This is a genomic window from Cupriavidus sp. H39 (assembly GCF_050271075.1).
Lineage (GTDB): Bacteria > Pseudomonadota > Gammaproteobacteria > Burkholderiales > Burkholderiaceae > Cupriavidus > Cupriavidus necator_B.
Genome location: NZ_CP189846.1, coordinates 2,411,160 through 2,434,772, shown reverse-complemented (window position 1 = coordinate 2,434,772; position 23,613 = coordinate 2,411,160). Strand labels below are relative to the sequence as shown.

Below are 23,613 nucleotides of genomic sequence, written 5' to 3'. Positions count from 1 at the left end.
CGCTATGGCGCGATCGCGCCGTCGATGGCGATGCGGATGCCCTCGGTGCCGACTGCCACCGGTCCGGTGCGCCCCACCAGGTCCCCGGCCTTCGGCAAGGCGCTGCCGCTGGCCGAAATCCGCGCTTCCAGCATGACCTGTTGCTGCCCTGACAGCCGCTGGTCGGGCCGCATCGCCATCGCATCATCCAGCGTGAATGCCAGCGGCAGGTCGCGTGCCTGGCGGCGCAGCACCGCCAGCGGCATGCGCGAGCCGTCGGTGGGCAGCGCGTAGACAAAGAGCGTGTCGCCCGGTTGCGTGCGCCCGGCCTTCTCGCTGAGCATGACCATGCCGGTGATCTTCGGGGTTTGCGCAGCGGCAGCCGTGCCGCGCGCGGCCGCGAGGTTGGCGGCGATGCGCGCCGCGGTCTGCGAATCCGCCGGCAGCAGCCGGTACAGGTGCTCCCAATATCCGATCGCCGCCGGTTTGTCGCCACGTTCGGCCGCGGCGCTGGCCGCAAGCGCCAGCGCTTTGGGGTCGTCCGGGTCCAGCGCCAGCGCCTGGCGCACCTGTGCCATGGGCGGGCCTTCCAGCGAGCCGCCGCTCAGGCTGGCCAGCACATCGGCGTAGTCCGAGCGCAGCGCGGCCACGTCCGGCGCCAGTTCGACGGCCCGCGCGTACGCCGCGGCGGCGTCGGCATGGCGCTCCATCACGCCGTATGAGCGCGCCAGCATGGCCCAGCCCTGTGCGTCGCCGGGCGACTCGCGCAGGCGCTGCGCCAGCTGGTTCACCATGCCCTCGACCTGCGCACCGCTCAGCTGGTGCTGGCTGCCGGTGCTTTCGGGCAGGTCGTCGGCGCGCCATAGCGCGACCGGGTTGCCAAGGTGCAGGTAGAGCAGGATGGCGGCGCTGGGAAGCAATGCGAGCAGCAGCGCGGCGAGCAGGGGCGAGGTGCCGGCCCGTCCCGTGCCGGCGGCGGCACCGGCGGCATCATCGAGCAGCCGGCGGCCGAGTTCGTCGCGGGCTTCGGCGTGGCGCGCCGCGGTGAGGGTGCCGCCGCGCAGGTCCGTGTCCAGCTCGCGCAGCTGGTCGTGGTACAGGTCAACCAGCAAGCTGCGTTCGGGCGTGCCGGGGTCTGGCGCTGCCCGGCGGCGCAGCAGGGGCCACAGCATGCAGGCTGTGGTGGCGGCGATCAGGACGGCGGCGAGCAGCCAGAAGGTGGTCATGGCTGACGGTGCTCCATTGGCGTGGCTGATTCGTCCAGCAAGTCTGCAAGCTGACGCTGCGTGCTGGCGTCTAGCGTCGCATCGGCCTGGCGATTGCGCGAGCGCGCACGCATGATCGCGACGGCCACGCCGGCCAGCAGCAGCAGCGGTCCAAACCACAGCAGCCACGTCAGCGGCCGCAGCGGCGGCTGGTACAGCACGAAGTCGCCATAGCGCTGTACCAAGTAGTCCTTCACGGCATCGTCGCTGGCGCCGCCGCGCAACTGCGCGCGGATCTGGCGCCGCAGGTCGACCGCCAGCTCGGCGTTGGAGTCGGCCAGGGTCTGGTTCTGGCAGACCAGGCAGCGCAACTGGTTGGACAGCGCGTGCACGCGGGCATCGAGTTCGGCTTCGGTCAGCGCCGCGGCCTGCAGCGCCACGCCGCACAGCGCCACGGCGAGCAAGGCAAGCAGGGCGCGGATGCGGCTACGCATGGCCACCTCCCTGTTCCAGCTGCTCGATCAGCGGGATCAGCTTGCGCTCCAGCACCTCGCGCGTGACCGGGCCCACCTGGCGGTAGCGCACCACGCCATGCTGGTCAATGACAAAGGTCTCGGGCACGCCATAGACGCCGTAATCGATGCCGACGCGGCCATCGGCATCGACCAGCGAAGCGGCATAGGGGTTGCCCAGCCGCTGCAGCCAGTCGCGCGCGGCGCCGGTCTCGTCCTTGTAGTTGAGGCCATACAGCGGCACCGGCGCGTGCGCGGCAAAATCCACCAGCAGCGGATGCTCGGTGCGGCAGGCCGCGCACCACGACGCCCACACATTCAGCAGCCAGACCTTGCCGCGCAGGTCGGCACTGGCCAGCGTGCTGCCTTCGGGATCGAGCAGCGGCAGGCGGAACGCCGGCGCGGCCTTGCCGACCAGCGGCGAAGGCAGTTCGCGCGGGTCGTGGCGCAGCCCGGCGGCCAGCGCGACGGCAAGGGCGAGGAAGGCGGCCAGCGGCAGCAGGAAACGCGTCATGCGGGCGTCTCCTCATGGACGCTGGCCAATGCCGGCACTGCGGGCGCATCCGGCGCGGCTGGCGCGGTGGCTGGATTGGCGGCACGGCGGCGCAGCCGGTAACGCTTGTCGCAGACGGCCAGCAGCCCGCCCAGCGCCATCAGCACGCAGCCGCCCCAGATCCAGTCGACAAAGGGCTTGACGTGGATGCGCACGGCCCAGGCGCTGCCATCGACATTCTCGCCCAGCGCCACGTAGAGGTCGCGCGTCAGGCCGCTGTCGATCGCGGCCTCGGTGGTGGGCATGTCCTGGCTGCGGTAGATGCGGCGCTCGGGGTGGAGCAGTGCTACCCGCTTGCCGTCGCGCGAGGCCACCAGCGTGCCGCGCAGCGCGTCGTAGTTGGGCCCGCCGGCCTGGCTCACGCCGGCAAAGCGGAAGTCATAGCCGCCCACGCTGACACTGTCGCCGGCGCGCATGGGCAGCTCGCGCAGGCTTTCCTGGCCGGATACCAGCGTCACGCCGGCGATGAAGATGCCCACGCCGGCGTGGGCGAGCAGCATGCCCCAGTAGCTTGGCGTGAACTGGCGCAACGCGGCCAGGCGGCGCCCTTGCGGTTGGCGCAAACGCGCCGCCAGGCTGGCCACGGCGCTCAGCACGCACCACGCCGCCAGCAGCAGCCCCAGCCCGCTCAGCGCCGATGCGTTGCGCAGCCCCAGCAGCAGCCCCAGCCCGATGGCCGTGCTGGCCATGGCGGCCCAGCGCAGGCGGCGCGCCATGTCGGGCAGGCTGCCATGGCGCCAGCGCGCCAGCGGCGCGGCGCCCATCAACAGCACCGCGGGGGCCATCAAGGGCACGAAGACTTGCTCGAAATAGGCCGGGCCGACCGAGATCTTGCCCAGCCCCAGTACATCGACCAGCAGCGGGTACAGCGTGCCCAGCAGCACCGTGGCGGCCGCCACCGCCAGCAGCACGTTGTTGGCCAGCAGCATCGACTCACGCGACACGGCCGCAAACGCCACGCGCCGTGCCAGCCGCGGCGCGCGCCACGCATACAGCGCCAGTGCCAGCCCGGTCACCAGCCCCAGCAGCGCCAGGATGAAGATGCCGCGCTTCGGGTCCACGGCAAAGGCGTGGACGGAGGTCAGCACGCCGGAACGGACCAGGAAAGTGCCCAGCAGGCTCAGCGAGAACGTGAAGATCGCCAGCAGCACGGTCCAGGCGCGGAAAGCGCCGCGCTTCTCGGTCACCGCCAGCGAATGCATCAGCGCGGTGCCGGCCAGCCACGGCATGAACGAGGCGTTCTCGACCGGGTCCCAGAACCACCAGCCGCCCCAGCCCAGCTCGTAGTAGGCCCAGGCGCTGCCCAGCATGATGCCCAGCGTCAGGAAGGCCCACGCCACGGTGGTCCAGGGCCGCGACCAGCGCGCCCAGGCGGCATCGACGCGTCCGGCCAGCAGCGCGGCCACGGCAAAGGCAAAGGTCACCGAGAAGCCGACGTAGCCCATGTACAGCAGCGGCGGGTGGAACACCATGCCCGGGTCCTGCAGCAGCGGGTTGAGGTCGCGGCCTTCCATCGCCGGCGGCAGCAGCCGCACGAAGGGGGTGGAGGCAAACAGCAGGAATGCCAGGAAGCCGGCGCTGATCGCGCCCATCACGGCCAGCACGCGGGCCACGGCGGCCAGCGGCAGCTGCCGGCTGTACACCGACACCGCCAGCGACCACAGCCCGAGCATCAGCGTCCACAGCAGCATCGAGCCTTCGTGCCCGCCCCACACCGCGGCGATGCGGTAAGCCAACGGCAGCGCGCTGTTGGCGTTGGCGGCGACATAGCGCACGCTGAAGTCGTTACTGACGAAGGACCAGGTCAGCGCGGCGAAGGACAGCGCCACCAGCAGGCACTGCACGCGCGCGGCGGGGCGCGCCAGCGCCATCCACGCCAGCTGGCCGCGCGCCGCCCCGGCCAGTGGCACCACGGCCTGCACCAGCGCGACGAGCAGGGCCACGATCAGGGCGAAATGGCCGAGTTCCGCGATCACCGGCGCACCCCCTGTGCCGGCGCGGCTTCGGCCATGCGGCGGTTCACCTGTTCGGCCTGCTTGAGCGCGTCGGCGGCTTCGGGCGGCATGTAGTTTTCATCGTGCTTGGCCAGCACCTCGCTGGCGATGAAGGTGCCGTCCGCCTGCAGCTGGCCGCGCGCGACCACGCCCTTGCCTTCGCGGAACAGGTCGGGCAGCAGGCCGCGATATTGCACCGGCACCTGGCGCGCGGTGTCGGTCACGACGAAGCGCACCGTCATGCCGTCACCCTCGCGCCGGATCGAGCCGGGCGCGACCAGCCCGCCCAGCCGGAAGCTGCGCGCCACCGGCGCCTCATGCGCGGCGACCTGGCTCGGGCTGAAGAAGAACACCAGGTTGGAGCGGAAGGCATTGAGCACGAGCGCCGCCGCGATGCCGCAGCAGGCCAGTGCCGCGGCCAGCAGCCCGAAGCGGCGCTGGCGTGGTGTCATTGGCCGGCTTCCGGGCGCGCGGCACGGCAGCGGCGGGCCAGCAGCACCAGCTCCAGTGCCAGCAGCAGCGCGCTCACGCCGAAGGCGCCGGCGATGAAGATGCCGTGGTGCCCGTAGGGCAGCAGCGTGGACAGCGTCATGACGTCTCTCCGGAAACCATGGCGGGGCCATGCGGCGCCTCGCCGCGCTCGCGCAGGATGCAGCGCACGCGCACCAGCGCCACCGCCACCGTGTACATCCAGCACGCCAGCGTCATCAGCAGCATGCCGGCCAGCATGGTGGCTGCCATCGACGGCGCCGCGGTCAGGCTGACCGAGGCGCCCTGGTGCAGCGTGTTCCACCACTGCACCGAGAAATAGATCACCGGAATGTTGACCACCCCCACCAGCGCCAGCACCGCGCAGGCGCGTTCGGCGCGGCGCGGCTCATCGATGGCGGCTTCCAGCGCGATAAAGCCCAGGTACAGGAACAGCAGCAGCAGCTCTGAGGTGAGCCGCGCGTCCCACACCCACCACGTGCCCCAGGTGGGCTGGCCCCACAGCGCGCCGGTCCACAGCGCCAGCACGGTGAAGAGCGCGCCGGTAGGCGCCAGCGCCGACGCCATCATCGACGACAACCGCGTGCGCAGCACCAGCCCCAGCGCGCAATAGCCGGCCATGATCACGTAGATGAACATCGACATCCATGCCGCCGGCACATGGATGAAGATGATGCGGTAGACCTCGCCCTGCTGCGCGTCGGTGGGCGCCACGGCAAAGCCGGTCCACAAGCCCGCCAGCGCGAACAGCGCCGCCGCGGCGAAGCACCATGGGGCCATGCGCCCGGCCAGCGGATAGAAACGCACCGGCGCGGCGTAGGCCAGCCAGGCGCGGCGGGCGCGGGCGTGTGGCGGGATGCGGTGTGGCACCGATGGCAGCGGCTGGCTCATGCCGGCGTCTCCATGGCAATGCGCAGCCCCGCGGCGGCGGCCAGCGGGCACAGGAACAGCGACAGCGCCAGGCACGCGCCCAGCAGCGAGAACTGCGCCGTCACGTCCAGCCCGGCATCGGCCGCGGCTGCGGCGCCGGCGCCGAACACCAGCACCGGCACGCACAGCGGCAGCACCAGGATGCACAGCAGCACCGCGCCGCCACGCACGCCCAGGGTCAGGGCCGCGCCGACCGCGCCGATCAGGCTCAGCGCCGGCGTGCCGACCAGCAGCGATGCCGCCAGCAGCAGCGCGGCGCCGAACGGCAGCCCGTACTGCTGGGCCAGCAGCGGCGTCAGCAACAGCAGCGGCAGTCCGCTGGTCAGCCAGTGCGCGGCGATCTTGGCCAGCACCAGCAAGGCCAGCGGATGCGGCGACAGCAGCAGCTGGTCCAGGCTGCCGTCGGCATGCTCCTGCGCAAACAGCCGCGACAGCGACAGCATCGAGGCCAGCAGCGCCGTCACCCACAGGATGCCCGGTGCCAGCGCGCGCAGCTGCTGGGGTTCGGGGCCGATCGCCAGCGGGAAAAGGCTGGCGGCCATGACAAAGAACACCACCCCGCCAAGCAGGCTGCCGCGCCGTCGCCACGATAGCGAGACATCGTGCGCGACGATGGCGGCGAGCGTGCACATCATGCCGGTCATGCCGATCGGCCCAGGCGCAGCACCGCGCCGCCGGCCGGCAGCAACTGGTGCGTGGCGATCACGGCCATGCCGCCCGCGGCCAGGTGCGCGTCGAGCTGGCGCTGGAAGCGCGCGCAACCCTCGGCATCCAGCGCGGTGACCGGTTCGTCCAGCAGCCACAAGGCGCGCGGCGCCAGCGCCAGCCGCGCCAGCGCGACGCGCCGGCGCTGGCCTTGCGACAGCGTGCGCACCGGCACCTGCGCGACCCGCTCCAGCCCTTGGGCGGCGAGGGCGCGCGCGACGCTGTCGGCGCGCTGGCCGGCATCGGCATGGCGACCGGCGAGGCGGGCGGCAAAGCGCAGGTTCTCGGCCGGGGTCAGGTCGACGTCAATGCCGTTCGCATGGCCGAGGTAGGCCAGCGCCTGCTGAAAATCCGGGTCGGCGGCGCGCAGCGGGCGGCCGTGCCAGTGCAGCGTGCCGGCATCCGCGCTGGCCAGCCCGCACAGCACGCGCAGCAGCGTGGTCTTGCCACTGCCGTTGGCGCCCAGCACCTGCAGCAGGCCGCCCGGCGCCAGGCCCAGGTCGATGCCGAGCAAGACCGGGCGGCCGGCCCGCGAGATGGCCAGGCCGCTGGCGCTCAGCACGGGCGCGGCGGCATCCGTCATTGCTCCTCGGCTTTGGAGATGTCGGGAAGATGGTGGGCGATGCCCTTGTGGCAGTCGATGCAGGTCTTCTCCTTGTTGGCCAGGTAGGTCGAATGCATGGCCTGCGCGCGCGGGCTCTGCCGCGTGAAGTCCATCGACTGGTAGTCGTGGCAGTTGCGGCATTCCAGCGAATCGTTGGCCTTGAAGCGGGCCCACTCATGCTGGGCCAGCGTGAGCCGGTGCGCCTGGAATTTCTCGCGGGTGTCGACGGTGCCGAAGATCTTGGCCCAGACCTCCTTGGACGCCTGCATCTTGCGCGCCATCTTGCTGGTCCAGTTGTGCGGCACATGGCAGTCCGAGCACTTGGCGCGCACGCCGCTGCGGTTAGTGAAATGGATGGTGCCCTGCAGCTCCTGGTAGACGTTGTCGCGCATTTCGTGGCAGCCGGTGCAGAACTGCTCGGTGTTGGTCAGTTCCAGCGCGGTGTTGAACGCGCCCCAGAACACCACCCCGGCGATAAAGCCGCCGAGCGTCAGGAAGGCCAGGCTGAAGTACGCGCTGGGCTGGTTGATGGTCCGCCAGTAACGCTTGATCAGGTCGAGCATGGCGCGCACTCGCTAGTTGGACGAGCCCTTGGTACCGGGCTTGCGCTTGAGCAGCTGCTCAACGTCGACGAAGCTGTTGCCCACCAGCGGCTTGGCGTCGGCCTGCGGCACGTGGCACTGGGTGCAGAAGTAGCGGCGCGGCGAGACCTCGGCCAGCACGTTGTTGTTGCGATCCATGTAGTGGGTGATGCTGACCGGGATCGCCTGGGTCTCTTCGGTGCGGGTGCGGGCGTGGCAGAACATGCAGCGGTTGAAGTCCTTGTCGAGCTGGTAGCCGTCGATCTTGTGCGGGATCGTGGGCGGCTGCATGGTGTAGTTGCGGGTGCGGCGGATGTCCTTGTTCTCGGTGGGGTAGAGCAGCGGCGCCTTGGCTTCATTGGCGATGGGCGTGGGCCCGCGCATCGCGTCGACGACCCCCTGTGCGTGCGCGGGGCCGGCGGCCTGCGGCGCGAGCACGGCCAGCAGCAGTGCGCACAGGGCCAGCAGCGGCATCCAGGATCGGCTTGGCTTCATGGCGTCTCCCTGTTCGGTTGCGGGCTAGACCTTGACGATCTTGACCGCGCACTTCTTGAAGTCGGTCTGCAGCGAGATCGGGCAGGTGGCGTCCAGCGTCACCTTGTTGATCAACTGGCTGGCATCGAACCACGGCACGAACACCAGCCCGCGCGGCGGGGCGTCGCGCCCGCGCGTCTCCACGCGCGAACGCATGCGGCCGCGCCGGGATACAACCTCGACTTCAACACCGCGGCGCAATCCCATGGCCTTGGCGTCTTCCGGATGCATGAACACCACCGCGTTGGGAAAGGCGCGGTACAGCTCGGGCACGCGCCGCGTCATCGAGCCGGAGTGCCAGTGCTCCAGCACGCGGCCGGTGGCCAGCCAGAACGGGTATTCCTGGTCGGGCGCTTCGGGCGGTGGTTCGTAGGGCAGGGCGAAGATCACCGCCTTGCCGTCGGGGTTGCCATAGAACTGGTAGCCGGTGCCGGCTTTGACGTACGGGTCGCTGCCCTCGCGGTAGCGCCAGCGCGTTTCCTTGCCGTTGACCACCGGCCAGCGCAGCCCGCGCGCCTCGTGATAGGCATCGAACGGGGCCAGGTCGTGGCCGTGGCCGCGGCCGAAGCTGGCGTACTCTTCGAACAACCCCTTCTGCACGTAGAAGCCAAAGGCCTTGGCCTCCGCGTTCTGGTAGTCGGCGTCGATCTCCTTGAGCGGGAACTTGTCGACCTGGCCGTTGCGGAAGAGCACGTCGTACAGGGTCTTGCCGCGGTACTCGGGCTTTTTCGCGATCAGGTCGGCGGGCCAGACGTCCTCGACCTTGAAGCGCTTGGAGAACTCCATCAGCTGCCACAGGTCGGAGCGCGCGTCGCCGGGCGCATCGACCAGCTGGTGCCAGAACTGCGTGCGGCGCTCGGCATTGCCGTAGGCGCCTTCTTTTTCCACCCACATCGCGCTGGGCAGGATCAGGTCGGCGGCGAGCGCGGTCACGGTGGGATAGGCGTCGGACACCACCACGAAGTTCTGCGGGTTGCGGTAGCCCGGCAGGCCTTCTTCCATCAGGTTGGCCGCGGCCTGCATGTTGTTGTTGACCTGCACCCAGTAGGCGTTGAGCTTGCCGTCCTTGAGCATGCGGTTCTGCAGCACGGCGTGGTAGCCCGGCTTGTCGGGGATGGTGCCGGCGGGCAGCTTCCAGATGCGCTCGGCTTCCTCGCGGTGCTTGGGGTTGGTCACCACCATGTCGGCGGGCAGCCGGTGCGAGAAGGTGCCCACCTCGCGCGCGGTGCCGCACGCCGACGGCTGCCCGGTCAGCGAGAACGGGCTGTTGCCTGGCGTGGCGATCTTGCCGGTCAGCAGGTGCAGGTTATAGACCATGTTGTTGGCCCAGCTGCCGCGCGTATGCTGGTTGAAGCCCATGGTCCACAGCGACATCACCTTGATGTTGGGGTCGGCATAGAGCTCGGCCAGCTGGTCGAGCTTGGCCTTGGGCACGCCCGACAGCTTGCTGACGGTATCGGCGTCGTATTTGGCGACGAAGCGCGCGAAGTCGTCGAAGGTAATGGGGCGCGACGCGCCCGGATCGGCCGCGTTCTTGGCGGCTTTCTGCAGCGGATGTTCAGGCCGCAGGCCATAGCCGATATCGGTCACGCCTTCCTTGAACACGGTGTGCTTGTTGACGAAGTCCTTGTTGACCTTGTTGTTCTTGATGATGTAGTGGGCGATGTAGTTCATCATCGCCAGGTCGGTCTGCGGCTTGAAGATGACCGGGATGTCGGCCAGGTCGAACGAGCGGTGCGTAAATGTCGACAGCACCGCCACGCGTGTCTTTGGATGGCTCAGGCGCCGGTCGGTGATGCGCGTCCACAGGATCGGGTGCATCTCGGCCATGTTCGAGCCCCACAGCACGAAGGCGTCGGCGGCTTCAAAGTCGTCGTAGCAGCCCATCGGCTCGTCCATGCCGAAGGTGCGCATGAAGCCCTGTACGGCCGACGCCATGCAGTGGCGCGCATTGGGATCGAGGTTGTTGGAGCGGAAGCCCGCCTTCATCAGCTTGGACGCGGCATAGCCTTCCCAGACGGTCCACTGGCCCGAGCCGAACATGCCCACCGCGGTCGGGCCTTTCTCTTTCAGCACGCGCTTGAACTGCTGCTCCATCTCGTCGAAGGCGCGCTCCCACGTGACCGGGGCGAATTCGCCGTTCTTGTCGAATTTGCCGTTCTTCATGCGCAGCAGAGGCTTGGTCAGCCGGTCCTGCCCGTACATGATCTTCGACAGGAAGTAGCCCTTGACGCAGTTCAGGCCCTTGTTGACCTCGGCTTGCGGATCGCCGTTGGTCGCCACCACCTTGTTGTCTCGCACCGCCACCGTGACGCCGCAGCCGGTGCCGCAGAAGCGGCATGGCGCCTTGGACCACTTCAGCTTGGTCACTTCGCTGTCGGTCACCATGTTGGCGGCCCCCGCGGGCAGCGTCACGCCGGCAACGGACGCCGTGGCGGCCACCGCGGTCTGCTTGATGAAGTCACGACGAGAGATATTCATCGGGCGATCTCCTCGTTCATTGCCTCGGCGTCTTCGTTGTGCTGGTAAACGAGGGCCGCGGACAGCACGCCGTCGAGCTGGTGCAGGTAGGTCAGGTGCGCGGCAATGGCGCGCGAGGTGGGCGCTTCGATGGTGACGACGAGTTTGCCGGCGTCGCTGGCGGCGTGGATTTCGGCGCCGGTGATGCCGTCGATCGCGGCCCGGACCCGGGCCAACTGGCCCGGCAGCGCATGGACGACGATACCGGCGATATGCCACTCTGCGCCGGCGGGCAGCGGCTGGATGGGGATGGCGCGTCTTGCTGCGGGCATGCGCAAGCTCCGGTTCGATGCCGTTTCAGTCTGGGCTGCAGCTTGTTTTTATCTGTCAAATGCCCCGATGGCGGCGAGCCAGCCGCACCGGCCTGCCGGTCGCCTAGTGTGACGGCGGACCGCTGATCAGCTGGGTCATCCAGACGATGAACCCATAGCCCGCAACGATGATGACGGACAGTACCGGCACCATGACAGCGGTCAGGAAAAGGAAACTGCGCAGTTCTTCTTGCTTGCGCTGCGGGTCGTGGGCTTCTCCGGTTTCCATTGTGGGTTGACGTTGTCGGCAAGAAGGGATCGGGCGCAGCACGCGATGCGTTACACCATTAAAGGAAGCGCAAGCCAAGGTGTCAAGACTGCACTCTCGGCGGTCAAGCCGTGACGGCGAAAGATGCGGCAGGGGCCGCAATGCCGGCAACGCAATCCCCCGATTGCGGTAGCGGGCGCCAGGCCACCCGCGGGCGGATATATCACCTGGTGATAGGTCTGCTAGTGATACGTCACCAAGACCACGTAGGCAGGTGCCGCGCTGCGCGTGGTGGCGCGCGCAGGCTGGACTTCCAGGCTGGCCACGCCGATTCGGGTCAGTCCCGGCAGCAGGCCGGGTGTCACGGCAAGGGGCGCCGACACGACCTGCCCCGTTGGCTGCTGGCAACTGGCCTGCAGCTGGCCGGCAGACTGCCGGAAGTCGCATGAGGGGTACGTGATTGCCCCCAGGAATGTGATGGTGCCGGTTTGCGCGGCAGCGCCGCCGATTCCCGCGATCGACAGCAGCGTGGCTGCGGCCAGCCGGCCAGCCAAGGCGGCGGCCGTCCTGCTCCGTTCAAGCGACATGTCTGACCTCACGATAGTTAGTGCGGCGCCGACCGGGCCGCCATGCTCATCGCGTACCGTGCAGGCCCACCAAATTCGCGTGTGGGCTGACTTCAGCATAGCCTCGCGTTCAGACGGCTTTCAGCGCTTAAGACAGTTCGGTGGAAGTTGCGGGGATCCGCCCGGCGCTTGCCCGTGCCTACGCCGCGCCGCGCAGGATCAGCCGCGAGCGGGAAAAGCCGGCATGGGTCTGCAACGCCTGCATCAGTTGCGCGGACGGCACGCGGTCCAGGTCGGTGACCACGTAGCCGGTGTGGCCGCGCGTCTGCAGGTGCTGGCCGGTGATGTTCACCCCCTCCTGCGCCAGCAGCGTGTTCAGCGCGGCGAGCGCGCCCGGCGCGTTGCCGTGCACGTTGAGCAGGCGCGCCGGCGCATGCAGCGGACCGGGATCGACCTCGGGGAAGTTGACCGCGCCGATGGTGCCGCCGGTGGCCAGGAAATGCGCCAGCTTGGCCGCCACCTCGGTGCCGATGTTTTCCTGCGCTTCTTCGGTGCTGCCACCGACGTGCGGGGTCAGCAGCACGTTGGGCAGGTTCTGCAGTGCGCTGGTGAAGGGGTCCTGGTTGGTCTTCGGCTCTTCCGGGAACACGTCGATGGCGGCGCCGCCCAGCCGCTTCTCGCGCAGCGCCGCGGCCAGCGCGGCGATGTCGACCACGCTGCCGCGCGAGGCATTGATCAGGATCGCGCCCGGCTTGCACGCGGCCAGGATACTGGCATCGATCATGTTGCGCGTGCGCGGCGTGGCTGGCACGTGCAGGGTCACCACCTCGGCCTGCGACACCGCTTCTTCGAGCGAGCCGGCGGCGCGCGCCGAACCGTGCGAGAGCCGCGCCAGCACATCGTAGTAGACCACACGCATGCCCATGGATTCGGCCAGCACGCCGACCTGCGAGCCGATGTTGCCGTAGCCGACGATGGCAATGGTCTTGCCGCGCGCCTCGAACGCGCCGCTGGCGCCCTTGGCCCATTTGCCGGCATGCGCCAGCGTGTTCTTCTCGGGAATCCGGCGCAGCAGCATCACCGCTTCGGCGACCACCAGCTCGGCCACCGAACGGGTGTTGGAAAAGGGCGCGTTGAAGACCGGGATGCCGGCGGCGGTGGCGGCATCCAGGTCGACCTGCGAGGTGCCGATGCAGAAGCAGCCGATCGAAAGCAGGGCCGGTGCGCTGCGGATATCGTCGGCACGCAGGTGGGTGGCGGAGCGGATGCCGATCACGTCATGGCTGGCCAGCACCTGGCGCAGTTCGGCACCGGCCAGCGCGCCGGTGCGGCGCTCGACCTGCAGGCCGGCTTCGGCCAGCCGGGCGTTGGCGCTCTGGTGGATGTTCTCGAGCAGGATGGCTGTGGTCACGTTGGTTTTCCGCAGGGAGAGGTGGGCGGGCATTGCCGCATCGCCTCCATTCTGCGCGTAAAACGGTGCCGGGGCCGGGGAGCCCCTGCTGCCGGCATTGGCACCGGCCGCGGCGTCAGCGCGCGCGGCGCGCGTCGCCGCCGAGCGGATCGACGATGATCATGGTCTGGCGCAGCACGCCGGCATTGTCGAAGTAGCAGCTGAAGTGCGCCGTCTGCAGGCCGTCCTTATACATGCGCCATGACCAGGCTTCGCGCTGCATCAGTGGGTAATACTGCACCGGCTCGCGCGGCAGCCCGAAATGCTGCTGCACGTCCTGCTTGGTCCAGACGCCGACCTGGGCGCGATAGATTTCCGCTTCGGTGAGCATCTGTCGGTAGCGGGTCAGCCTGCCCGCGCCATCGAAATCGGCGGCGTAGACCTCATGGCCGAAGGGCTGCCGCGACCACAGCCAGCGGGTGGTGCCGTCGGCAAGGCGGTGGGTCTCGGTGGGTGGTCCGAAAGTTTGGCGTACGGCACTTTCGGGGCTGCCGATCATCTGCCTGCCGGTCTGTTCCGGCTGCAGGGTGGCGCAGGCGCCCAACAGGGCCACGGCAACGCACAGGCCGCCGAGGCGGCGCGGGGATAGGGACCGGGATGGCATGGCGCGCTCCTGCGGACGGAGAAGGTCCGCAATGGCCATTGTCCGGCTCGCGGGCGGGTTCCTGCAACACCGGCCGGCAGCGCGGCCGGGCCGGCTTAGCAGCGGCCCTTCTTGGCCTGGCCCGGCGGGCAGAACGATTCGTTGCCGTACGCGTCGACGCGGCAGTTGCCTTTCTTGGCTTGTCCCGGCGGGCAACCCTGCGGGCCGCCGCCGTAGGTGTCATAAGGGGCGACCACGCAGCCGCCGAGCAGGGCGCTGCACGCGACCAGAAGGGCCAGTACGGATTTCATTGCATTCTCCTTGTTGTGGGGATGAGGGGATTCCGTTTGCGACAGGAGAATAGATTGTCCCAGCGCCGCTGTCTGTAAGGAATCGTGAAGACCGCAGCGCCGGTGACGGCTACATCCGGAACACCACGCCCAGCCAGAAGCTGCGCGGCGCCCCCGGCGCCACGAACAGCGCGCTGGCGGCATCGCCGGGGGCCACGTGCGGCCGCACCAGGCTGCCCCCGGGAAACACATCGTTGGCGATCTGGCCGTAGGTCTCATAGCGGCGGTCCAGCAGGTTGGCGACGCGCGCGTAGATCTCGAACCGCTTGGTCACCTGGTACGCCGCGCGCAGGTTGATGGTGGCATAGCCCGGCGTATGCCAGTCGGCGGTCTTTGGCGGGGTGCCTGGCTGCGGGTCGCTGCGCAGGCCGTCCTCGTTGCCGCTGGAGACGGTGCCCGACACCGCCACCAGGTCGGCGCCAAGCGTCAGGCCGGCCAACGCCCGCCAGTCCACGCCCAGCTTGAGCGTATGGCGGGGCAGGCCGGCCATGCGCATGCCCGGGCGGATGTCGATGGTGCGTTCGCCGGCGGCAAGCTGGCCGGCGGACTGGTAGGTCGCCTGCAGGTAGCTGTAGGCGAGCCGCAGCGTGACCTCGCCCAGGCGATGGCGGGCGGTGAGGTCGAGGCCCTGGTTGCGGGTGCGGTCGAAGTTGGCGAAGTAGCCGAGCTGCGTGTTCGGCGCGCGCAGGAACAGGATGTCGTCGTGGTTGTCGATGCGATAGAGCGAGGCCGTGACCTCGGTGTCCTGCCGCAGGTGCCAGCGCACGCCGGCCTCGTAGGAGTGGGACACCACCTGCTTCAGATAAGGATCGGCCTGAAGGCCCGCCGGCAGCCGGCAGGGCCGTTCCGGGTCGGCGCAGCCGAGTTCGAGCACGGTCGGCACGCGGTTGTTCTGCGCATAGCCGCCGAACACCGTGACGCCGCCGCTCAGCTTTTGCGCCAGCCCCAGCGCCGGGTTGAGGCGGCGATAGGTAAAGCGCTCGCGTGGCTGTTCGCTGCCATCGCTGTTGCGCAGCGTATTGCTGACGGTGACGTGGTTCCACCGGGCCGAGGCGGTCAGGAAGGTGGTGGGCGTCAGCGACCAGGTGTCGGACAGGTACACCCCCAGCGTGCGCGCGTTGCCGCTGACGCCCGAGAACAGCGCGTTGGCCTCGGCGGGATCGGCCACCACGCCGCGGTCGTCGGTAAAGGCGGCGAGCTGTGCGTATTGCGCATAGGTCAGGCGGCTACGGTCCAGCGTCACGCCGGCATTGAGCACGTGGCGCTCGGTCTCGCGCGCCACGCTCAGCGCCATGCCCACGGTCTGCTGCCGCATATGGCTGGTGTTGAGCACCGCCGGGTGCAGCGCCGCGCCGTCCGCGCGGGTCATGCCGCAGCCGTCGCCGCGCGGACTGCCGTCGGCGTTGAAGCCAGCCTCGCAGTCTTCGGCATAGGCTTCGTAGCCGGGGTTCACGTCGCCGTTGGCGGTGTCGCGGCGGCTGTTGCGCACATAGGCCAGCGCGGCGGCGCTGGTGTTGTCGTCAAACCAGTGGCGGCCGTTGAGCGCGGCCTGCGTGAGCTGGTTGCGGGTCTGGTCGGGGTAGGTGTAGACGGCGCGCCGGTTGGCCTGGTAGAGCTCGGGCTGCGTGCCGCCGTCGGCGGCGCGATAGCCGGGCACCAGGCCGTTGCCGGTCAGGGTGCTGCGTCCGTGCAGCACGGAGACATCCCAGCTATTGGTTGCGCCGGCGTAGCCGGCCTTGGCGAAGACGTTGCCGAGCCTGCCCTCGGAGTGGTCGCGCCAGCCGTGCTCCTGGAACAGCGTGCCGGCCGCGAACGCATGCCAGCCGCTGTCGCTGCGCACGCCGCCGGACAGGTCGGCGCGCTTGCGGGCCCGGCTGCCGTAGGAAAGATCGGCGGTGAAGCCGGGCGAGTCCAGCCCCGAACGCGTGGTCATGGCCAGCGCGCCGCCGAGGGTGTTGAGGCCGTAGGCGGGGTTGGCGCTGGACACCAGCGACGCGCTCGCCAGCGCCGCCTCGGGAATCATGTCCCAGCTGACCACGTCGCCGAAGGGTTCGTTGACGCGGATCCCGTCCAGGTACACCGACAGGCCCTGCGGCACGCCGGGAATCGATGACGCGCGGAAGCCGCGGTAGGTGATGTCGGCCTGGAACGGGCTGCCCTGGATGTCGTTGACATTGACGCCGGCGAGGTTGCGGTTCAGGTAATCGGCCAGGTTGCCGGCGCGCGCGCCGCCGAGGTCGTCGCCACGCACGGTCTGCACGGTGTAGGGCACCAGGTCGCTGGCCACGCCGATGCCGGGCAGCGGCGCGGCTGCCACCACCAGCACTTCGGGCAGCATGGCGCTGTCCTGGTTTGGCACAGCGCTGTCCGGTTGCGCCACAGCGGCGCGCTGGAACAGCAGCGCGATAGCCACGGCCAGCATGGCGGCACGCGGGCCCGCGCGGCGGCGCAGGCGTGCCGCGGCGTCGCATGGGGGCGGGGGTCGCCGCTGGCCTGGCGGCGCAGGGCGCGGGATGGCTGGCATGCTCAGTCTCCTCCGGATAGGCGGCGCGTACCTGCATCGGGTCGCGCCTGTGCGCAGGCCCCCAGCAGTTTTCGTACCGTGCCGCGGCCGGGCCGGCTGCGGCCCCGGCAGCGACGCCGCGCCGGGCCACGGCGCCGGCTCGCCTGTCACAAAACGGGACAGTCGAGCGTTGACGCCAGCGGGCCAGTGTTCCGCCACGACACAGTGGTGCGCGGCGCACCGCACCACGCAGCGCCATGGCGCGCCGGTCTGCAGTGGCGCGCGCCGCGGCCACGCAACGCGCGGCCACCTGCGCGGTGCCGTGCTGCGCCGCAGCTGGTATCGGCCTTGCTCTGTCCCTCCCCATCCCAACCCCGTCGGTGCCTGCGCCATGTTCCGTTGCCTTGCCTGCCTGCTGTCGATCTGTCTTGGCCTGGGGCCGGCGGCCAATGCGCGGGCCGAGGGCGCGCCTGCGTACCCGTCGCGCCCGGTCACGCTGGTGGTGCCGTGGCCGGCCGGCGGCGCCACCGATATCTCGATGCGCATCCTGGCCGAGCTGGCCGGGCGCGAACTGGGGCAGCCGATCGTGGTGGAGAACCGCCCCGGCGCCGGCGGCACGCTGGTGGGCGGCTTGCTGGCCGCGGCGCGGCCCGACGGCTACACCATCGCCCAGCTGCCGCTGACGGTGTACCGGTTCCCGCATCAGCAGAAGACTGCCTGGCAGCCGCTGCGCGACATCCAGCCGGTGCTGATGATCTCCGGCTATACCTTCGGCATCGTGGTGCCCGCCGGCAGCCCCTGGCGCTCGCTGCGCGACCTGATTGCGTGGGGCCGCGCGCATCCGGGCCAGCTGACGGTGGGCTCCACCGGCATCGGCACCACTGCCCACCTGGCGATGGAAGACGTGCTCGGCCGCAGCGGCGTGCGCTATATCCACGTGCCGTACCACGGCACCGCCGACCAGATGCTGGCGGTGGCCAACGGCTCGCTGATGGCGGGCGTCAATTCCACCGGCTTCGCGCCGTTCGTCGAGGCCGGCAAGCTGCGCCTGCTGGCGGTGTTCAGCGCGCAGCGTTCGGCGCGCTGGCCCGACGTGCCGACCGTGGCCGAGCTGGGCTTCGCCGATGCGGTCCACAATTCGCCTTACGGCATCGGTGTGCCGCGCGGCACCGATGCCGCCATTGTCCGGCGCCTGCACGACGCCTTCCGTGTTGCCATGCAGCAGCCGCGCCATCTTGCCGAGCTGGCCCGCTACGACCAGGAACTGACTTACCTGGGCACCGCGCAATATGAAGCCTTCCTGCGCCAGGCGTGGGAGACCGAACGCATCTTTGCCGAGCGCGCGGGCACGGCGCGGGCGAAGGCGCAGCTATGAGCGCAATGCCATCCCTGGCGACGCCGGCGCTCGCGTGCGACGCCGTGCGCAAGGCATTCGGCGCCCGCGTGGCGCTGGACGGGGTCTCGCTGTGCGTGCGGCGCGGCGAGTTCGTGGCGCTGCTGGGACCCAACGGCGCGGGCAAGACCACGCTGTTCCAGATCCTCAGCGGCCTGTTCGTCGCCGATGCCGGGCAGGTCACGGTGATGGGCCGCGACATGCGGCGCGAGCCCGCGCGCGCGCTGGCGCAGCTGGGCATCGTGTTCCAGCAGCCGGCCATCGACCTGGATCTGCCGGTGCTGGCCAACCTGCGCTTCCATGCCGACCTGCATGGCGTGCCGCGCCGCGTGGCGGCGCAGCGCAGCGCGCGCCTGCTGCAGGCCTTCGGCCTGGCGACGCGCGCGCAGGCCCCGGTGCGCGAGCTGTCGGGCGGCAGCCGGCGCAAGGTCGAGCTGGCGCGCGCGCTGCTGCACGAACCGGCGATGCTGCTGCTGGACGAGCCCACAGTGGGACTGGACCCGGCCTCGCGGGTGCAATTGCTGGCCGAGGCGCGGCGGCTGGCGCGGGATGCCGGGGCCGGCGTGCTCTGGGCCACCCACCTGGTGCAGGAGGTGGAGCAGGCCGATCGCGTGATCGTGCTGGACCGCGGCGCGGTGCGCTTCGACGGCACCCCGGCCGCGCTGCTGGGCGCCACCGCCGCCACCACGCTCGAAGCCGCCTTCCTTGCCATGACGCCGCCAGTCCGCGCCGCCGCGACGGCGCAAACGGAGATACCCGCATGAAGCCGATGCCATCCCCTGTCTGGTTTGCGGGCGCCTGGCTGCTGGCCACCGCGTTGCTGGTCGCCGCCGGCCTGGCCGAGGGCGCGCAGGGTGGCGCCGCGCGCGCCGCGACCCGGCAGGTCTTTGTCTCCAGCGAAAAAGACGATGCGCTGACCGTCTACGATGCCCGCAGCGGCCAGCAGCTGGCGGCATGGCGCCAGTGCAGGCGCCCCCGCCACCTGCAGCTGTCGCCCGACCGCGCGCGCCTGTACGTGGCCTGCAGCGACGACCACCGCGTCGACGTGGTCGACGTGGCCACCCGCAAGACCGTGGCGTCGCTGCCGGTCGGCGACGATCCGGAGCTGTTCGACCTCAGCCCCGATGGCCGCACCCTCTATGTCTCGAACGAAGAGGACGCGCTGCTGTCGGCCTATGACACCGGCTCCGGCAAGCGCGTGTTCGCGGTCGGGGTGGGCGAGGAGCCCGAAGGCGTCAGGGTCAGCGCGGACGGACGGCAGGTGTATGTGGCCTCCGAGGTCGCCAACCTGGTCCATGTGGTCGACGTGGCCGCGCGCAAGGTGGTGCGCAATATCCGCGTCGGCAACCGGCCGCGGCGGCTGCTGCTGGTGCGCGGCGGCAAGGAGCTGTGGGTGTCCAACGAGTTGTCGGCCAGCGTCAGCGTGATCCGCACCGATACGCTGGAGGTGGTCCAGACCATTGCCTTCGCGCCGCGCGGCATGCGCGCCGAAGACGTGACGCCGGTCGGGATGGCGGCGCGCGGCGACGGCACGCATGCCTATATCGGGCTGGGCCGCGCCAACCATGTCGCGGTGGTGGAGGTGGCGTCGCGCCGCGTGCAGGACTACGTGCTGGTGGGCCGGCGCGCCTGGGGGCTGGCGCTGAGCCGCGACGACGCCCGGCTCTACGTCGCCAACGGGCTGTCCGACGACGTCAGCGTGGTCGACACCGCCAGCCGCAAGGCGGTGGCCACGCTCAAGGCGGGCCGCGTGCCGCATTCGGTGGCGATCGATGACTGAGCGCGCGCTGGCCATGCTGGCATGCGCGCTCGCATTGGCGCTGCCGGCGCCGCTGCACGCGGCGGCGGTGCGCGTGGCGGTGGTGTCGCTGGCCGATGATGCCCGCTACGCGCCGCGGCGCCTGGCGCAGCGCTATCCCGACCAGCCGCAGGGCCGCGCGCTCGATGGCGCCCAGGTAGCGGCGGCGGAAGCGCGCGTTGCGCTGGAGGCCGCGGGCCAGTCGCTCAGGATCGAGGGGCAGCAGGCCCGCACCGAAGCCGAGGTGGCCACGCTGGTCGCGGCGCTGGCGCGCCAGGGCACGCGCTTTATCCTGCTGGACCTGCCGCCGGCTTCGGTGCGGGCCGCGGCAGGCGCGGTCAAGCCGGGCGAGGCGCTGCTGTTCAATGTCTCGGCCGACGACGATACGCTGCGCGGCGCCGGCTGCGCGCCGGTCCTGCTGCATACGCTGCCGAGCCAGCGCATGCGCGCCGACGCGTTGATGCAGTACCTGGCCGCGCGCAAGTGGCGCCGCGCCTTGCTGCTGAGCGGGCCGTCCCCGGCCGACGCCGCGCAGCGCGACGCGCTGGTGGGCGCGGCGCGGCGCTTCGGCATCGCGTGGGCCGGCCAGCGCGCCTTCCGGCTGTCCAACGATCCGCGCGAGCGCGACCAGGCCAATGTCAGGTTGCTGAGCGGCGGCGTGGACTACGACGTGGTGGTGGTGGCCGACGCCGACGGCGAGTTCGCGCGCGGCCTGCCCTACGCCACGCAGCTGCCGCGCCCGGTGGTGGGCGCGAGCGGCCTGGGCGCGCAGGCCTGGCACTGGGCCTGGGAGCGCAACGGCGGGCCGCAGCTCAACCGGCGCTTCATCCGGGCCGCGGGCCGGGCGATGACCGGCTACGACTGGGCCGCCTGGGTTGCGGTCAAGGCCATTGCCGAGAGCGTGGTGCGGCAGCCCGCGGGCTTTGCCGCGCAGGCGCAGGCGCTGGCCACGGGGCAGGTGGTGGTGGACGGCTTCAAGGGCCCGCCGCTGTCGTTCCGGCGCTGGGACCGCCAGCTGCGCCAGCCGCTGCTGCTGGCCCACCCGGACGGCGTGGTCGGCACGGCGCCGGCCGAAGGCGTGTTGCATCCGAAGAACAACCTCGACACCCTGGGCGCGGACGAACCCGACACGGCATGCCGCGCCCCCACATGACCCCCGCCCATGCCTGACACCTTGCCTGACACCTTGCCTGCCACCATGCCTGCGGCCCAGAGCCATCGCTGGCGCGCACTGCGCGCGGTTTGCGGGCGCGAGCTGCGCAAGTACCTGCGCCAGCCCGGCCGCCTGCTGTCGTCACTGGTGCGCCCGCTGCTGTGGCTGCTGGTGTTCGCCGCGGGCTTCCAGAACGCGCTGGGGGTCGCCATCGCGCCGCCGTACGACACCTATATCGAATACCAGGTCTATGTCGCGCCCGGGCTGCTGGGCATGATCGCGCTGTTCAACGGCATGCAGTCGTCGCTGGCCATGGTGTACGACCGCGAGATGGGCGTGATGCGGCTGCTGCTGACCGCGCCGCTGCCGCGCGGCTGGCTGCTGGGCTGCAAGCTGGCGGCGGGCACGGTGCTGTCGCTGCTGCAGATGGCGGCGTTCCTGCTGGTGGCGGCGGCCTTCGGCATCCGCTTCGTGCCGCTGCACCTGCTGGCCGGCCTGGGCGCGATGACGCTGGCCGCGCTGATGCTGGGCGCGCTCGGGCTGCTGCTTTCGGTCCATGTGCGCCAGCTGGAAAATTTTGCCGGCACCATGAACTTCGTCATCTTCCCGATGTTCTTCATCAGCTCGGCGCTGTACCCGCTGTGGCGGCTGCAGGAAGCGGGCGCCGAGGCGGTGTACCAGCTGGCGCGCCTGAACCCGTTCACGCATGCGGTCGAGGCGATCCGCTTTGCGCTGTACGGGCAGCTTGCGCTGCACAGCCTGGCCATCGTCGCGGGCAGCGCGGTGGTGTGCTTCATGCTGGCGCTGTGGGGCTACGATCCGCAGCGCGGCATGGCGCGCCGCGGGCAACCGGCATGACGGGCCGCCGGCAAGGCATGGCGCTGCTGGCGCTGGCATGGCTGGGCCTTGCCAGCCCGGCCGCAGCCGTCACGGATGCCGTGCTCGCGCGCAGCGATCCGCTGCAGTCGCCGCAATGGGCGTGGATCCACAAGGAGCTGCTGGAGCACGGCCCGGTGGTGTTCGACAGCCGGGTCAAGGTCACCGGGCCGGCCTTTGCGGAAGACCCCATGCGCGTGCCGATTGCCTTTGACGCGTCGGCGCTGGGCGAGGTCGACCGCATCGTGGTGGCGGTGGACCGCAACCCGATCCGCGCGGTGCTGGTGTTCGAGCCGCTGCGCGCGCGGCCGTCGCTGTCGTTCCGCTTCAAGCTGGAGCAGGCCTCGCCGGTGCGGGTCGCGGCGCGCACCCGCGACGGCACCTGGCATGTCGGCAGCGCCTGGGTCGACGCCGGCGGCGGTGGCTGCACCGTGCCGGGCGCCAGCCGCAGCGACGGCAGCTGGAGCCGCACCCTCAACCGGGTCGAAGCGCGCGTGTTCCCCGGCCTGGGCGATGCCGGCGCACGGGTGCGGCTGCGCGTGATGCATCCGATGGACACCGGCCTGGTAGCCGGCATCCCCGCGTTCCATATCGAGACCCTGGTGCTGGCCGACGCCGCCCGGCAGCCGCTGTTGCGGCTGGCCTTGCACGAGCCCGTGGCCGAGAACCCGATCTTCTCGTTCGACCTGCGCGACGCGGTGGTGCCCGGCATGACCGTGGCCGGCCACGACAACAACGGCAACCGCATCGCGGCGCGGGTGTCGCCATGAAGCGGGCGTTGCCGTCAGTGCTGCTGTGGCTGGCCGCGACGGCGGCTTGCGCGGCCCCTGTGGCAGACCCAGCCCCCGCGGCCCCCGCGCAGCCGCCCGACTACCGCCTGGCCCCGCGCGAGATCGCCGCCGGCGTATGGCTGCTGGAAGGCGCCAATGCCGACTTCGCTCCGGCCAACGGCTGCAACATCATCAATACCGCTTTCATCGACACCGGCGACGGCGTGGTGGTGATCAACACCGGCCCGTCGCGCGAGTATGGCGCGCAGCAGCGCCGCGCCATCGCCGCGGTCACCGGCGCGCCGGTACGGCTGGTGTTGAACCTGAACCAGCATCCCGATTATTTCTTCGGCAACCAGGCCTATGCCGACGTGGGCGCCAGCGCGCTGCCCGGCACCATCGACGGGGCGCGACGCGAAGCCGCCGCCTATGCCGACAACCTCTACCGCCTGTGCGGCGACTGGATGCGCGGCACCGAGCCCGCGCCGCCGGTGCACGCGCTGGCGCCGGGCCCGCGCAGGCTCGGCCGCCGCACGCTGGAGCTGATCCGCCTGGAAGGCCATACCGACGCGGACCTGGTGCTGCTGGACCGCGGCGCCGGCGTCGTCTTTGCCGGCGGGCTGGTGTTCCGCCAGCGCATTCCGACCACGCCGCACGCGCACATCGGCCGCTGGCTCGACAGCCTCGCCCGGCTGCAGGCATTGATGGAGCAGAGCGGGGCGCGCGTGCTGGTTCCCAGCCACGGGCCCGCGCTGGGCGGTGCGGAAGCCATCGCGCAGACGCGCGCCTACCTGCAATGGCTCGATACGCGCCTGCGCGAGGCCGCGGTGCAGGGGCGCGACCTGGCCGAGGTTATGGCCATGCCCGTGCCCGAGCCCTTTGCGCATTGGGGCGCGATGCCGGCGGAGTACCTGCGCAACGTGACCCATCTCTACCCGGCGCACGAGGAAGCCGCGCTGGGCCAATGAAGGGCCGGCGGCGGCTGTTCAATTCTGGCGCAGCTGCAACGCAGTGTTGCACGCTGGCGCGGGCCGCGGCCAGGGTGC

At 70.5% G+C, this 23,613-nt stretch carries 26 protein-coding genes; 7 read left to right on the top strand and 19 right to left on the bottom strand.

Annotated elements, in window-relative coordinates; genetic code table 11:
• Positions 1 to 2: 2 nt before the first annotated feature.
• The 19 genes from ccmI to ACOCMH_RS11395 form a co-directional block, all read right to left on the bottom strand.
• Positions 3 to 1,205, bottom strand: coding sequence for a c-type cytochrome biogenesis protein CcmI (ccmI, locus tag ACOCMH_RS11485; RefSeq protein WP_427307089.1), 1,203 nt, complete (start codon positions 1,203 to 1,205; stop codon positions 3 to 5).
• Positions 1,202 to 1,678, bottom strand: coding sequence for a cytochrome c-type biogenesis protein (locus tag ACOCMH_RS11480; protein WP_427307088.1), 477 nt, complete (start codon positions 1,676 to 1,678; stop codon positions 1,202 to 1,204). Before ACOCMH_RS11480 ends, ccmI begins: the two co-directional genes overlap by 4 nt.
• Complete coding sequence (locus ACOCMH_RS11475) at positions 1,671 to 2,210, bottom strand: DsbE family thiol:disulfide interchange protein (protein WP_427307087.1); 540 nt, start codon at positions 2,208 to 2,210, stop codon at positions 1,671 to 1,673. Before ACOCMH_RS11475 ends, ACOCMH_RS11480 begins: the two co-directional genes overlap by 8 nt.
• The gene (locus tag ACOCMH_RS11470; protein ID WP_427307086.1) at positions 2,207 to 4,225 is read right to left on the bottom strand and encodes a heme lyase CcmF/NrfE family subunit; all 2,019 of its coding nucleotides are present in this window, start codon (positions 4,223 to 4,225) and stop codon (positions 2,207 to 2,209) included. Before ACOCMH_RS11470 ends, ACOCMH_RS11475 begins: the two co-directional genes overlap by 4 nt.
• Positions 4,222 to 4,695: a cytochrome c maturation protein CcmE gene (gene ccmE, locus ACOCMH_RS11465; RefSeq protein WP_427307085.1), complete on the bottom strand. Its 474-nt coding sequence runs from the start codon at positions 4,693 to 4,695 to the stop codon at positions 4,222 to 4,224. The genes ACOCMH_RS11470 and ccmE overlap by 4 nt, the downstream gene beginning before the upstream one ends.
• The gene (ccmD, locus tag ACOCMH_RS11460) at positions 4,692 to 4,835 is read right to left on the bottom strand and encodes a heme exporter protein CcmD (RefSeq protein ID WP_427307084.1); all 144 of its coding nucleotides are present in this window, start codon (positions 4,833 to 4,835) and stop codon (positions 4,692 to 4,694) included. Before ccmD ends, ccmE begins: the two co-directional genes overlap by 4 nt.
• Positions 4,832 to 5,623: a heme ABC transporter permease CcmC gene (ccmC, locus tag ACOCMH_RS11455; protein ID WP_427307083.1), complete on the bottom strand. Its 792-nt coding sequence runs from the start codon at positions 5,621 to 5,623 to the stop codon at positions 4,832 to 4,834. The genes ccmD and ccmC overlap by 4 nt, the downstream gene beginning before the upstream one ends.
• The gene (ccmB, locus tag ACOCMH_RS11450) at positions 5,620 to 6,297 is read right to left on the bottom strand and encodes a heme exporter protein CcmB (RefSeq protein ID WP_427308441.1); all 678 of its coding nucleotides are present in this window, start codon (positions 6,295 to 6,297) and stop codon (positions 5,620 to 5,622) included. Before ccmB ends, ccmC begins: the two co-directional genes overlap by 4 nt.
• 5 nt (positions 6,298 to 6,302) lie before the next feature.
• Positions 6,303 to 6,950: a cytochrome c biogenesis heme-transporting ATPase CcmA gene (gene ccmA / locus ACOCMH_RS11445; protein ID WP_427307082.1), complete on the bottom strand. Its 648-nt coding sequence runs from the start codon at positions 6,948 to 6,950 to the stop codon at positions 6,303 to 6,305.
• Complete coding sequence (locus ACOCMH_RS11440; protein WP_171513030.1) at positions 6,947 to 7,534, bottom strand: NapC/NirT family cytochrome c; 588 nt, start codon at positions 7,532 to 7,534, stop codon at positions 6,947 to 6,949. The genes ccmA and ACOCMH_RS11440 overlap by 4 nt, the downstream gene beginning before the upstream one ends.
• A 12-nt stretch (positions 7,535 to 7,546) precedes the next feature.
• Positions 7,547 to 8,047, bottom strand: coding sequence for a nitrate reductase cytochrome c-type subunit (locus tag ACOCMH_RS11435; protein ID WP_427307081.1), 501 nt, complete (start codon positions 8,045 to 8,047; stop codon positions 7,547 to 7,549).
• A 24-nt stretch (positions 8,048 to 8,071) separates the two neighbouring features.
• Positions 8,072 to 10,567 (bottom strand): periplasmic nitrate reductase subunit alpha, encoded by a 2,496-nt coding sequence (napA, locus tag ACOCMH_RS11430; protein WP_427307080.1) that lies wholly within the window; start codon positions 10,565 to 10,567, stop codon positions 8,072 to 8,074.
• Positions 10,564 to 10,878 (bottom strand): chaperone NapD, encoded by a 315-nt coding sequence (locus ACOCMH_RS11425; RefSeq protein ID WP_427307079.1) that lies wholly within the window; start codon positions 10,876 to 10,878, stop codon positions 10,564 to 10,566. The genes napA and ACOCMH_RS11425 overlap by 4 nt, the downstream gene beginning before the upstream one ends.
• 103 nt (positions 10,879 to 10,981) lie before the next feature.
• Positions 10,982 to 11,146 carry a periplasmic nitrate reductase, NapE protein gene (gene napE / locus ACOCMH_RS11420; RefSeq protein WP_041228818.1) on the bottom strand — a complete coding sequence of 55 codons (165 nt, stop codon included), beginning with the start codon at positions 11,144 to 11,146 and terminating at the stop codon, positions 10,982 to 10,984.
• A 221-nt stretch (positions 11,147 to 11,367) separates the two neighbouring features.
• On the bottom strand, positions 11,368 to 11,712 hold the full coding sequence (locus ACOCMH_RS11415) for a hypothetical protein (RefSeq protein WP_427307078.1): 345 nt from the start codon (positions 11,710 to 11,712) through the stop codon (positions 11,368 to 11,370).
• Positions 11,713 to 11,890: 178 nt separating this feature from the next.
• On the bottom strand, positions 11,891 to 13,135 hold the full coding sequence (gene serA / locus ACOCMH_RS11410) for a phosphoglycerate dehydrogenase (RefSeq protein ID WP_427307077.1): 1,245 nt from the start codon (positions 13,133 to 13,135) through the stop codon (positions 11,891 to 11,893).
• Positions 13,136 to 13,217: 82 nt separating this feature from the next.
• The gene (locus ACOCMH_RS11405) at positions 13,218 to 13,745 is read right to left on the bottom strand and encodes a hypothetical protein (protein ID WP_427307076.1); all 528 of its coding nucleotides are present in this window, start codon (positions 13,743 to 13,745) and stop codon (positions 13,218 to 13,220) included.
• Positions 13,746 to 13,840: 95 nt separating this feature from the next.
• Positions 13,841 to 14,035, bottom strand: coding sequence for a hypothetical protein (locus ACOCMH_RS11400; RefSeq protein WP_062802722.1), 195 nt, complete (start codon positions 14,033 to 14,035; stop codon positions 13,841 to 13,843).
• Positions 14,036 to 14,144: 109 nt separating this feature from the next.
• Positions 14,145 to 16,598: a TonB-dependent receptor gene (locus ACOCMH_RS11395; RefSeq protein ID WP_427307075.1), complete on the bottom strand. Its 2,454-nt coding sequence runs from the start codon at positions 16,596 to 16,598 to the stop codon at positions 14,145 to 14,147.
• A 370-nt stretch (positions 16,599 to 16,968) separates the two neighbouring features.
• Here ACOCMH_RS11395 and ACOCMH_RS11390 point away from each other — a divergent pair, with 370 nt between their 5' ends.
• Genes ACOCMH_RS11390 through ACOCMH_RS11360 form a run of 7 tightly spaced genes read left to right on the top strand, consistent with a single transcriptional unit; the run spans position 16,969 to position 23,535 of the window.
• Positions 16,969 to 17,952 carry a tripartite tricarboxylate transporter substrate binding protein gene (locus ACOCMH_RS11390; RefSeq protein WP_427307074.1) on the top strand — a complete coding sequence of 328 codons (984 nt, stop codon included), beginning with the start codon at positions 16,969 to 16,971 and terminating at the stop codon, positions 17,950 to 17,952.
• Positions 17,949 to 18,734: an ABC transporter ATP-binding protein gene (locus ACOCMH_RS11385; RefSeq protein WP_427307073.1), complete on the top strand. Its 786-nt coding sequence runs from the start codon at positions 17,949 to 17,951 to the stop codon at positions 18,732 to 18,734. Before ACOCMH_RS11390 ends, ACOCMH_RS11385 begins: the two co-directional genes overlap by 4 nt.
• On the top strand, positions 18,731 to 19,750 hold the full coding sequence (locus tag ACOCMH_RS11380; protein WP_427307072.1) for a PQQ-dependent catabolism-associated beta-propeller protein: 1,020 nt from the start codon (positions 18,731 to 18,733) through the stop codon (positions 19,748 to 19,750). Before ACOCMH_RS11385 ends, ACOCMH_RS11380 begins: the two co-directional genes overlap by 4 nt.
• Positions 19,743 to 20,921, top strand: a complete 1,179-nt coding sequence (locus ACOCMH_RS11375; protein WP_427307071.1) for a branched-chain amino acid ABC transporter substrate-binding protein — start codon at positions 19,743 to 19,745, stop codon at positions 20,919 to 20,921. Before ACOCMH_RS11380 ends, ACOCMH_RS11375 begins: the two co-directional genes overlap by 8 nt.
• Before the next feature lie 9 nt (positions 20,922 to 20,930).
• On the top strand, positions 20,931 to 21,779 hold the full coding sequence (locus ACOCMH_RS11370) for an ABC transporter permease (protein ID WP_427307070.1): 849 nt from the start codon (positions 20,931 to 20,933) through the stop codon (positions 21,777 to 21,779).
• Entirely contained in the window at positions 21,776 to 22,567 is a 792-nt protein-coding gene (locus ACOCMH_RS11365; protein WP_427307069.1) for a quinoprotein dehydrogenase-associated SoxYZ-like carrier, read from the top strand. The genes ACOCMH_RS11370 and ACOCMH_RS11365 overlap by 4 nt, the downstream gene beginning before the upstream one ends.
• Positions 22,564 to 23,535: a quinoprotein relay system zinc metallohydrolase 1 gene (locus ACOCMH_RS11360; protein WP_427307068.1), complete on the top strand. Its 972-nt coding sequence runs from the start codon at positions 22,564 to 22,566 to the stop codon at positions 23,533 to 23,535. The genes ACOCMH_RS11365 and ACOCMH_RS11360 overlap by 4 nt, the downstream gene beginning before the upstream one ends.
• The last annotated feature ends 78 nt before the right edge of the window (positions 23,536 to 23,613 follow it).

Coding starts and splice junctions, on each gene's coding strand:
- ACOCMH_RS11440 (WP_171513030.1), bottom strand. CDS start 7,534: ATGCTCGACCTGATCAAGCGTTACTGGCGGACCATCAACCAGCCCAGC.
- ccmC (WP_427307083.1), bottom strand. CDS start 5,623: ATGAGCCAGCCGCTGCCATCGGTGCCACACCGCATCCCGCCACACGCC.
- ACOCMH_RS11405 (WP_427307076.1), bottom strand. CDS start 13,745: ATGCCATCCCGGTCCCTATCCCCGCGCCGCCTCGGCGGCCTGTGCGTT.
- ccmE (WP_427307085.1), bottom strand. CDS start 4,695: ATGACACCACGCCAGCGCCGCTTCGGGCTGCTGGCCGCGGCACTGGCC.
- ACOCMH_RS11375 (WP_427307071.1), top strand. CDS start 19,743: ATGACTGAGCGCGCGCTGGCCATGCTGGCATGCGCGCTCGCATTGGCG.
- ACOCMH_RS11390 (WP_427307074.1), top strand. CDS start 16,969: ATGTTCCGTTGCCTTGCCTGCCTGCTGTCGATCTGTCTTGGCCTGGGG.
- ccmB (WP_427308441.1), bottom strand. CDS start 6,297: ATGATGTGCACGCTCGCCGCCATCGTCGCGCACGATGTCTCGCTATCG.
- ACOCMH_RS11360 (WP_427307068.1), top strand. CDS start 22,564: ATGAAGCGGGCGTTGCCGTCAGTGCTGCTGTGGCTGGCCGCGACGGCG.
- ACOCMH_RS11415 (WP_427307078.1), bottom strand. CDS start 11,712: ATGTCGCTTGAACGGAGCAGGACGGCCGCCGCCTTGGCTGGCCGGCTG.
- ACOCMH_RS11435 (WP_427307081.1), bottom strand. CDS start 8,047: ATGAAGCCAAGCCGATCCTGGATGCCGCTGCTGGCCCTGTGCGCACTG.
- napA (WP_427307080.1), bottom strand. CDS start 10,567: ATGAATATCTCTCGTCGTGACTTCATCAAGCAGACCGCGGTGGCCGCC.
- ACOCMH_RS11425 (WP_427307079.1), bottom strand. CDS start 10,878: ATGCCCGCAGCAAGACGCGCCATCCCCATCCAGCCGCTGCCCGCCGGC.
- ccmI (WP_427307089.1), bottom strand. CDS start 1,205: ATGACCACCTTCTGGCTGCTCGCCGCCGTCCTGATCGCCGCCACCACA.
- ACOCMH_RS11385 (WP_427307073.1), top strand. CDS start 17,949: ATGAGCGCAATGCCATCCCTGGCGACGCCGGCGCTCGCGTGCGACGCC.
- ACOCMH_RS11370 (WP_427307070.1), top strand. CDS start 20,931: ATGCCTGACACCTTGCCTGACACCTTGCCTGCCACCATGCCTGCGGCC.
- ccmD (WP_427307084.1), bottom strand. CDS start 4,835: ATGACGCTGTCCACGCTGCTGCCCTACGGGCACCACGGCATCTTCATC.
- ccmA (WP_427307082.1), bottom strand. CDS start 6,950: ATGACGGATGCCGCCGCGCCCGTGCTGAGCGCCAGCGGCCTGGCCATC.
- serA (WP_427307077.1), bottom strand. CDS start 13,135: ATGCCCGCCCACCTCTCCCTGCGGAAAACCAACGTGACCACAGCCATC.
- ACOCMH_RS11365 (WP_427307069.1), top strand. CDS start 21,776: ATGACGGGCCGCCGGCAAGGCATGGCGCTGCTGGCGCTGGCATGGCTG.
- napE (WP_041228818.1), bottom strand. CDS start 11,146: ATGGAAACCGGAGAAGCCCACGACCCGCAGCGCAAGCAAGAAGAACTG.
- ACOCMH_RS11400 (WP_062802722.1), bottom strand. CDS start 14,035: ATGAAATCCGTACTGGCCCTTCTGGTCGCGTGCAGCGCCCTGCTCGGC.
- ACOCMH_RS11380 (WP_427307072.1), top strand. CDS start 18,731: ATGAAGCCGATGCCATCCCCTGTCTGGTTTGCGGGCGCCTGGCTGCTG.
- ACOCMH_RS11395 (WP_427307075.1), bottom strand. CDS start 16,598: ATGCCAGCCATCCCGCGCCCTGCGCCGCCAGGCCAGCGGCGACCCCCG.
- ACOCMH_RS11475 (WP_427307087.1), bottom strand. CDS start 2,210: ATGACGCGTTTCCTGCTGCCGCTGGCCGCCTTCCTCGCCCTTGCCGTC.
- ACOCMH_RS11480 (WP_427307088.1), bottom strand. CDS start 1,678: ATGCGTAGCCGCATCCGCGCCCTGCTTGCCTTGCTCGCCGTGGCGCTG.